This window comes from Myxococcus sp. AM009, assembly GCF_013372605.1.
In the GTDB taxonomy this organism is placed as follows: domain Bacteria; phylum Myxococcota; class Myxococcia; order Myxococcales; family Myxococcaceae; genus Myxococcus; species Myxococcus vastator.
Map to the genome: position 1 here is coordinate 1 of NZ_JABXEP010000209.1, position 10,188 is coordinate 10,188.

Consider the following 10,188-nt stretch of genomic DNA (forward strand, 5'->3'; position numbering starts at 1 on the left):
GGCACACGCCCACCAGCGACTCCGCCCCCACCCCCATGGCCCTCAAGTGGTGCGCCACCTGGTTGGCCCTCGCCTCAAGCTCCCGGTACGTCAGCCGCTCCGTCTCGAACGCCACCGCCACCGCGTCCGGCGTGCGCGCCACCTGCGCCTCCATCAGCGCGTGAATCGTCGCCTCCGACGCGGGCGCCAGCTCCCGCCCCTGGAAGCCCTTCAGCACTTGCTGCTGCTCGTCCTCGGGCAGCAGCGGCAGGGCATGGATGCGCGTCCGCGGATCACGCACGACGGCCTCCAACAGCGTGTGGAAGTGGCGCGTCAGCCGCTGCGCCGCTTCAGGCGTGAAGAGGTCGAGGCTGAACTCCAGCGCCCCCTCCAAGCCGCCGTCCCCCTGGTCCATCATCGACAGGGTGAGGTCGAGTCGCGCCGTCTCCGTGGTGGACCGCAGCGGCTCCACCGTCACGTCCGGCAGCGACGGCGGCTGCATGGGCGCGTTCTGCAAGGCGAACATCACCTGGATGAGCGGCGACCTGCCGCCGCCGCGCTCGCCACCAACGGCCTCGACCAGCCGGTCGAACGGAACGTCCTGGCGCACGTAGGCCGCCAGCGACTCCTCGCGCACGCGCGACACCAGCTCCGCGAAGGTCGGGGCTCCGTCCAGCCGCGCCCGCAGGGCCAGCGTGTTGACGAAGAAGCCCACCAGCGGCTCCAGCTCGGACTGCGTGCGGTGGGCAATGGGGCTGCCCACGCAGAAGTCCCTCTGGCCCGAGTACCGGGAGAGCAGGACCTCAAAGGCCGCGAGCAGCACCATGAAGAGCGTGGCCCCCTGCTCACGCGCCACCTGCTCCAGCGCCTCCACCAGCTCCGGCGACACCGTGAAGAACTGGCTCGCGCCTCGAACCGTGCGGGTCGTGGGCCGGCCCAGGTCGCCGTTCAACTCCAGCGCGGGCACGCCCTTGAGGTGGCGCTTCAGCTCGTCGAGCTGCGTCTGGATTCCCTGCGACTGCACCCACTGACGCTGCCACGCGGCGAAGTCCGCGTACTGCACGGCCAGGGGCGGCAGGGGAGACGGCTGCCCCTCACTGAACGCGGCATAGAGCGCGGCGACCTCGCGCACCAGCACCCCCAGGGACCAGCCGTCCGAGGCGATGTGATGCAGGCACAGCAGCAACACGTGTTCCTCCGCGTCCAGCCGGAGCAGCACCGTGCGGAGCAGCGGCCCCACGGCCAGGTTGAACGGGAAGTGGGCTTCCTCCGTCATCCGGTGCCGCACGCGCGCGTCGCGAGCCGGCCCATTCAGCGCGGACAGGTCCTCCACGGGCAGGTCCCAGACCTCCGGCGCCGGCTGGACCTGCTGCGTCGGCAGGCCCTCCGTCGCGGTGAAGGCGGTGCGCAACACCTCATGCCGCTTCACGACTTCAGCGAAGGTGCGCCGCAGCACGTCCACGTCCAGCGCTCCCGACAGCTTCAGGGCGAAGGGCACGTTGTAGACGGCCTGGCCCTTCTGGAGCTGCGACAGGAACCACAGGCGCTGCTGCGAGAAGGACAAGGGCAGCGCCGCGTCCCGGGGCACGGGGAGCAGCGGCGGCATCGCCGCGCGCGAGGCCTGCATCATCAGCGCCTCGACGCGCTCCGCCAGTCCCGCCAGCGTGGGGGCCTCGAACATCGTCCGCAGCGGGACCTCCACGCCAAGCGCCGCGCGGATGCGCGTCACCAACTGCGTGGCCAGGAGCGAATGGCCTCCCAGCTCGAAGAAGTCGTCCTGAGGTCGCACGCGTTCGACGCGCAGCACCTCCCGGAACAGCGTCGCCAGTTGCTGCTGGAGCAGGGGCAGCCCCGCCGCCTGCGTGTCCTCGGCGGGCGACAGGTCCGGCGCCGGGAGCGCCTTGCGGTCCACCTTGCCGTTCGGCGACAGGGGCAGGGTGCTCAGCGCCACCACGGCGTTGGGCACCATGTACTCGGGGAGCCGCTGGCGCAGGTGCTCCCGAAGGGACGGGGTGTCCACGTCCTCCGGCGTCACGTAGGCCACCAGCCGCCGGTCGCCAGGGAGGTCCTCGCGCACCACGGCAATGGCCGTCTCCACCGCGGCGTGGGTCCGCAGGGCGGCTTCAAGCTCCCCCAGCTCGATGCGGAAGCCGCGCAGCTTCACCTGGAAGTCCACGCGTCCCAGGAACTGGAGCGTGCCGTCCGCCTGCCAGCGCGCGCGGTCACCCGACCGGTACAGCCGGGCGCCCGGAGGCCCGAAGGGATGGGGCACGAAGCGCTCGGCGGTCAGCGCGGGCTGGCCCAGGTATCCCCGGGCCAGGCCGTCACCGCCGATGAACACCTCGCCCGGAACTCCCACGGGCACGGCCCGCATGTCGGGGGCCAGCACGTACACCTGGGTGTTCGCGATGGGGCGGCCGATGGAGACGGAGTCACCCACGGCGTCGCCCGGCGACATCCGGTGGCACGCGGTGAAGGTGGTGCCCTCCGTGGGGCCATAGCCATTCACCAAGCCCACGCCCTGCGCCAGCCGTTCACGGACGCGAGGCGCCGGCAGCACATCGCCGCCCGCGAGGAGCTGACGCACCTTGCCCAGGGCCTCCGGCTGGTGCTGCTGCATCTGGTCGAAGAGCGCGGCCGTCAGCCAGAGCACGGAGACCTGATGCCGTTGCAGGGCCTGTCCCAGCTCGGCCAGGTCTGGCGTCCGCTGGGGATGGAGCACCAGGCGCGCCCCGTGCAGCAGCGCGCCCCAAATCTCCAGGGTGGACGCGTCGAAGGCCAGGGGCGCCAGTTGCAGCACCACCTCCGACGGCCCCAGGTCCACGAAGTGTGCGCCGATGAGCAGGCGCACCACGCCCCGGTGCGGAATGGCCACGCCCTTGGGCGTCCCCGTCGAGCCGGAGGTGTAGGTGATGTACGCGAGCTGGTCCGCTCCCACGAGCCCGCCCGTCACGGGCGTCGACGGCTGGCGCTCAATCCGCGCCCATTCGTCATCCAGAATCACGATGAGCTGCGAACCCGTGGGCAGCTCCTCCTCCAACGCGGACTCGGTGAGGATGGCGGCCACCCCCGAGTCCTCGGCCATGAAGGTCAGCCGCTGCGCGGGGTACGACGCGTCCAGCGGCACGTAGGCGCCGCCCGCCTTGAGGATGCCCAACAGGCCCACCAGCAGGTCCAGTCCCCGGTGCAGGAAGACGCCCACGCGGGATTCGGCGCCCAACCCCAGCGAGCGCAGGTGGTGCGCGAGCTGGTTGGACCGCGCATCCAGCTCCGCGTACGTGAGCGTGCGTCCGTCATGCTCCACGGCGATGGCGAACGGCGTCCGCAGCGCCTGGGCCGCGAAGAGCGACGGCACCGTCGCGTCCACGGGGTAGGCGACCTGAGTGGCATTCCAGGTCGAGAGGACCTGCTGCCGCTCCCGGGCGTCCATCAGCGGCAGCGCGGAGAGCCGCTGCGCGCCGGCCCCGTCCGCCACCGCTGCCAGGAGCACCCGCAGGTGCGCCACCATCCGCCGGGCGGTCTCCGGGGTGAAGAGCTCCAGGCTGTACTCCAGTTGGCCTTCCAGCGCGCCGCCCCGGGACATCAACGACAGCGTCAAGTCGAAGCGGGACGTGTCCGTCGCGTTCTGCAGCACGTCGACGTGGAGCCCCGAAAGCGATGGGGCCCGGAGCAGGTCCGTGCTCAGGAGCACGAAGAGCGTCTGGAACAGCGGCGTCCGGGACAAGTCTCGCTCGCCGCCGACAGCGTCCACGAGCTGCTCGAACGGCACCTCCTGATGGGCGAAGGCCCCCAGGGCCTCTTCTCGGACCCGGGCCACGAGCTCGCCGAAGGTCGGGTTGCCGTCCAACTGGCAACGCAGGGCCAGCGGATTGACGAAGCAGCCGATGAGCCCTTCGAGCTCCGGCCGGTTTCGGGCGGCCACCGACGTGCCCACCGTGAAGTCCGTCTGGCCGGAGTAACGCGCGAGCAGCGCCTGCCAGCCCGCCATCAGCACCATGAACAACGTGGCGTTGTGGGCCGACGCCACCCGCTCCAGGCCCGCGACTTGCTCGGCGGACAGTGAGAAGAAGTGCGAGGCACCCTTGGCGCCACGGGCCGCGGGGCGCGCATGGTCGGTGGGCAGCTCCAACGTGGGAGCGCCTTCGAGCCGCGCGCGCCACCAGTCCAGCTGTGGCGTCAGCGCCGGGCCTTCCAGTACGCGCCGCTGCCATGCGGCGTAGTCCGCGTACTGCACCGCCAGGTCGGGCAGCGGGGACTCGCGGCCCTGCGACAGCGCCTCGTACAGCGCGGCCACTTCCCGCACCAGCACGCCCATGGACCAGCCGTCCGAGACGATGTGGTGCATGCACAGCAGCAGCACCTGCGCGTCCGGCCCGGTGCGCAGCAGCACTGTGCGCAGCAGCGGGCCCTGCTCCAAATCAAAGGCGCGGTGAGCCTCTTCGGCCATGCGGGCCTGCACGGCCGCCTCACGGGCCTCGGGCGAAAGGCCGCTCAGGTCCTCCACCGGCAGTGCCCATTCAGCGGGGGCCGGGTGGATGCGCTGGGCGGGCTGGCCCTCTCTCGTGACGAAGGTGGTGCGCACCGCCTCGTGACGGCGGACCACCTCCGCGAAGGTGCGCCGCAAGGCTTCCACGTCCAGCCGCCCCGTCAGCCGCAGGGCCGCGGGCATGTGGTTGACGGCGAGCCCTGGCTGGAGCTGCTCCATGAACCAGAGCCGGCGCTGCGCGAACGAGACGTCAAAGGTCGCCTCACCCTGGGCAGGCCGGGGCAGGGACTCCAGGGGAGGCAAGGTGCGGCTCCGCGGCGCCGACTCCAGGCGCGCGGCGAGGCGAGCCACCGTCGGAGCCTCGAAGAACGTGCGGAGCGGCAGCTCCACGCCCAGCAGCGCGCGCAGCCGGGTCACGACCTGGGTGGCCAGCAGCGAGTGGCCGCCCAGGAGGAAGAAGTCGTCGTTCAGGCCCACGCGCTCCAGGCCGAGCGCCTCGCGGAACAAGGCCGCCAACTGCTGCTCCAGCTCCGTCCGGGGCGCCACGAAGTCCGCCGCCCCCAGGCTCAGGTCCGGGGCTGGCAGGGCCTTGCGGTCCACCTTTCCGGTCGGCGTCAGCGGGAAGGCGTCCAGCCCGACGAACGCGGACGGGACCATGTAGTCGGGCAGGTGCTGGTGCAGGTACTCGCGCAGCGAGGCCACCTCCAGCCGCGAAGGAACGACATAGGCCACCAGGCGACTGCTCCCGGAGGCGTCCTCGCGCACCACGGCCGTGGCCTCGGAGACGGAGGGATGGCCGCGCAGCACGGCTTCGATTTCACCCAGCTCGATGCGGAAGCCACGCACCTTCACCTGGTGGTCCAATCGGCCCAGGAACTCCAGCACGCCGTCCGGACGCCAGCGGACCCGGTCGCCCGTGCGGTACAGCCGGGCTCCAGGAGCGGCGCTGAACGGGTGGGGCACGAAGCGCTCGGCGGTGAGGTCCGGGCGGTTCAGGTAGCCGCGCGCGAGGCCCGGTCCACCCAGGCACAGCTCACCCGGCACGCCCACGGGCACGGGACGCAGCGCCGGGTCCAGGACGTAGACCTCGGTGTTGTCGATGGGCCGGCCAATGGGCACGGAGCGGCCCACCGCTTCCCCGGGCGACAGCGTGAACCGGGTGGCCACGGTGCTGCATTCCGTCGGCCCGTAGGCGTTGGTCAGCGCGCCACCCTGTGCCAGCCGCTCCCGCGCCCGAGGGGCCGGCATCGCTTCGCCGCCCACCATCAGGTGGGGGACTCGCGCCAGGGCCTCGGGCTGGTGCTGCTGCAACAGCTCGAAGAGCGACGTCGCCAGGAGGAGCGACGACACCTTGTGCTCGACGATGAGGCGGGCCACCGCGTCTGGCTCGGGCGTGCCGGGCGGATACACGACGAGCTTGCCGCCGTGCAGCAGCGTGCCCCAGAGCTCCACGCTGGAGACGTCGAAGGCCAGCGGTGAGAGCTGGAGGGAGACCTCCGCGGGCGCCTGAGTCACGAAGCGCGAGGCCTCGCTCAGTCGCAGCAAGCCCTGGTGCGGAATGGCCACGCCCTTGGGCGTCCCCGTCGAGCCGGAGGTGAAGGTGGCGAACGCCAGCCCCTCCGGGAACGCGGGGACCTGCACGGCCTCCGTGGATTGACGAGCGATGTCCGCCGCATCGGCGTCCAGCGCCACGACGTGCCACGGGCCGTCCTTCAGCGAGGGCAACAGCGACTGCCACGTCAGCACCGCGGACAGGCGCGCCGTGGAGGACGCGTGCTCCAGGCGCTTCTCGGGCCAGGCCGGGTCCAACGGCACGTAGCAGCCACCGGCCTTGAGCGCGCCGAGCACCCCGATGACCAGCTCCAATCCGCGCGACGCGCACACGCCGATACGGGACTCAGGCGCCAGCCCCAGGGACACCAGGTGCCGGGCCAGTTGGTTGGAGCGAGCATCCAGCTCCGAATAGGTGAGCGAGCGGCCCTCGAAGGTCACCGCCACGCGCTCTGGCGTCCGCCGGGCCTGCTCCATGAATCGCTGATGGACCGTGGTGTCAGCGGGGTAGGGCGCGGCCGTATCGTTCCAGGCCACGAGCACCTCGTGGCGCTCGGCCTCGCTCCACAGCGGCACCGCGCTGATGCGGCGAGCCGCGTCCTCGGTGACGCCACGGAGCAGCCGCTGGAGGTGCTCCACCATGCGGCGCGCGGTGTGCGGCGTGAACAGGTCCAGGCTGTACTCGAGCTCGCCCTCCAGGCGTCCGCCGCGCTCCACCAGCAACAGCGTCACATCGAACCGGGCCGTGTCCGTGCCCGTGCGCAGCACGTCAACGGCCATGCCCGGCAGCGTGGGCGGCTGCATGGGGGCGTTCTGGAGGACGAAGGCGGCCTGGAACAGCGGCGTGCGCGACAAGTCTCGCTGGCCCCCCAGCGCCTCCACCAGCCGGTCGAAGGGGACGTCCTGGTTCGAGAACGCCGCCAGCGACTCCTCGCGGACGCGCGCCACCAGGTCATCGAAGCGCGGATCGCCGTCCACGTTCGCGCGCAGCGCCAGGGTGTTGACGAAGAAGCCGATGAGCCCTTCGAGCTCCGGCCGCGTGCGATGAGCCACCGGCGTTCCGACGCAGAAGTCCGTCTGGCCGGAGTAGCGCGCGAGCAGCGCCTGCCAGCCCGCCATCAGCACCATGAACAGCGTGGCCCCCTGCTCCTGCCCCACGCGCTCCAGCCCGGCCACCAGGGAGGGCGGCATCGTGAACGCATGGGTGGCGCCTCGCAGCGTGCGCACGGCCGGCCGCGGGTGGTCGGTGGGCAGCTCCAACGTGGGAGCGCCTGCGAGCCGCGAGCGCCACCAGTCCAGCTGTGGCGTCAGCGCCGGGCCTTCCAGCACGCGCCGCTGCCACGCGGCGTAGTCCGCGTACTGCACCGCCAGGTCGGGCAGCGGGGACTCGCGCCCCTGCGACAGCGCCTCGTACAGCGCGGCCACTTCCCGCACCAGCACGCCCATGGACCAGCCGTCCGAGACGATGTGGTGCATGCACAGCAGCAGCACCTGCGCGTCCGGCCCGGTGCGCAGCAGCACCGTGCGCAGCAGCGGGCCCTGCTCCAAATCAAAGGCGCGGCGAGCCTCTTCGGCCATGCGGGCCTGCACGGCCGCATCACGGGCCTCGGGCGCCAGGCCGCTCAGGTCCTCCACCGGCAGTGCCCACTCAGCGGGGGCCGGGTGGATGCGCTGGGCGGGCTGGCCCTCTCTCGTGACGAAGGTGGTGCGCACCGCCTCGTGACGGCGGACCACCTCCGCGAAGGTGCGCCGCAAGGCTTCCACGTCCAGCCGCCCCGTCAGCCGCAGGGCCGCGGGGATGTTGTAGGCGACCTGTCCCGGTTGCAGTTGCTCCAGGAACCAGAGCCGCTGCTGCGCGAAGGACATCGCCAGTCCTTCGTCGGCGGACGGGCCGCGCCCCAACGGCACCAGGGCCGGGACACCCGGAGCCTCGGTGAGTTGGGACAGCGCTTCGATGCGCTCCGCCAGACGGGCCACGGTGGGCGCGTCGAACAGGATCCGCAGCGAGATCTCCGTGTTGAGCTGCGCGCGCACGCGCACGACCACCTGCGTGGCCAGCAGGGAGTGTCCCCCCAGCGCGAAGAAGTCATCGTTCGCGCCGACGCGGGACTGGCCAAGAATCTCGCCGAAGATGCGCGCCACCTGCTCCTCGGTGGGCGTCCGGGGCGTGATGAAGGTGTCCGCGGCGCCCAGGCGCTCGGCCTCCGGTGCGGGGAGCGCCTTGCGGTCCACCTTGCCATTCGGAGACAGGGGCAGGGCGGGCAGCACCACGAAGGAGGAGGGCACCATGTGCGGCGGCAGCGTGTCCGCCAGCGCGTCGCGGAGGCGGCTCACCGCCTGCGCGCTCCGAGCCCCCCGCAGCGGATCGCTGACAAGGCCATCCCAGGAGGTGACCTGCTTCGGCTCGGGGGACAGGTCGAGCGTGTCCGCCTCACCGGGGCGCGCGAACACCACATCCAGCGCGCCATCTCGGTGCGCGGAGGCCCAGCTCACCCGGACCTCGTAGCCGAGCTCCGTGCCCAGGGCATACAGGTCCTCGGGCTCCACGCCGCGGGTCCCCGGCCAGTCACGCAGGGCCTCGCGCAGGCCCGCCACCGTGGGCGGCGGCGTGGCGGCCAGCAATTCAACGAGCCGGGTAGGCTCCCGGACGCGCGCGTTGGGGAGCCCACGCACGGCCAGCAGTCCGGGCCGCGCGCGCAGTTGCTCGCGCAGTCCGTCCAGGGTGAGGCCGGCGCCGTCCACCCAGTCCGGCTTCGTGCGCTGGGTGGAAGTCTCGGCGGCGTCGCCGACGTGGAGGACGACTTCGTAGCGGAAGCGGCTGAGCTCGTTGTCGTAGCGCCCGTGCTTCGGCAGCACCTCCACCCGCTGGACGCCCGGGATGCGCGTCGGCAGGGCGGTGAAGAAGGCCGGGGAGAGGACCAGCTCCTTCTCCGCCAGGAGGTCGCGCTGGACGCGATAGGCGAACTGGGACGTGGCCACGGGGCCCGCGGTCCGGTGCAGGCGCACCGAGGCACGGAAGGCCTCGAGCAGCTCCAGGCTCCGCACGTCGCCCAGGAACACGCGGCCCCCTGGCTTCAGGACGCGCACGGCGCCGTGAAGCACGTCGAGCAGGAACTCAGGGCTGGAGAAGTACTGGACGACCGAGTTGATGACGACCGTGTCGAACGAGCCCGGCTCCAGGCCAGAGAAGTCGTCCACGCTCCGGTGCAGCAGGTGTACGGAGTCCAGGGCTCCGCCCATGCGCTCACGCTGACGCTCGATGCGGTCCAGCGCGGGCCGGGCGAAATCAACGCCCCAGTAGGCTTCGCAGCGAGGCGCCAGTCGGTACAGGAGGAGGCCGGTGCCGCACCCCAGCTCCAGCACCCGCTTGGGCTGGAAGCTGAGGACCTGCGCCACGGTGGTGTCCACCCATTCACGCATCTGTGTGGGCGGCAGTGGCTCGCCGGTGTAGCTGTCCTCCCAGCCGACGATGTTGAAGGTCGGGTCTTCGCTCTCCAGCGTCTCGCGTGCGTAGGCCTCGTCATAGATGGCCTGCCACTGGGAGGACGCGTCGACCTCCTGCGCCGCCGCATCGTCCAGGACGACGTAGGCCACCAGACGCTGGTCCCCCGTCGAATCCTCACGGGCCAGCACCACGGAGTCGCGGACGGCCGGGTCCGCGGCGAGCGCGGTCTCGACTTCACCCAGCTCGATGCGGAAGCCGCGCAGCTTCACCTGGAAGTCCGCCCGGCCCAGGTACTCCAGCGTGCCGTCCGGCAGCCACCGCGCGACGTCTCCGGTGCGGTACAGGCGCGCCCCCGGAGTGCCGCTGAAGGCATCCGGGATGAAGCGCTCCGCCGTCAACTGGGGCCGCTGCCAGTAGCCGCGTCCCACCTGCACGCCGCCAATGTGCAGCTCGCCGGGAATGCCCACCGGCGTCGGCTGCCCGTGCGTGTCCAGCACGTACAGCACCGTGTTGGCTACGGGGCGGCCAATCGGCACCCGGTGGAAGTCCTCGCCGCGCGGGCAGGGCCAGTACGTGACGTCCACCGCCGCTTCCGTCGGCCCGTAGAGGTTGTGTACCCGCACCGGGGCGGGCAGCCGCGCATACGCCTTCTTCACCAGCTCCGCGCTCAGCGCCTCGCCGCTGCACACCACCCGCCGCAGGCTTCCCAACCCCTCCAGCCCTGGCT

General features: G+C 71.8%; 1 protein-coding gene. It reads right to left on the bottom strand.

Annotated features, from left to right (window positions below):
* On the bottom strand, positions 1 to 10,171 hold a 10,171-nt coding region (locus HV824_RS32375; protein ID WP_255208514.1), incomplete at its 3' end, for a non-ribosomal peptide synthetase.
* Positions 10,172 to 10,188 lie beyond the last annotated feature (17 nt).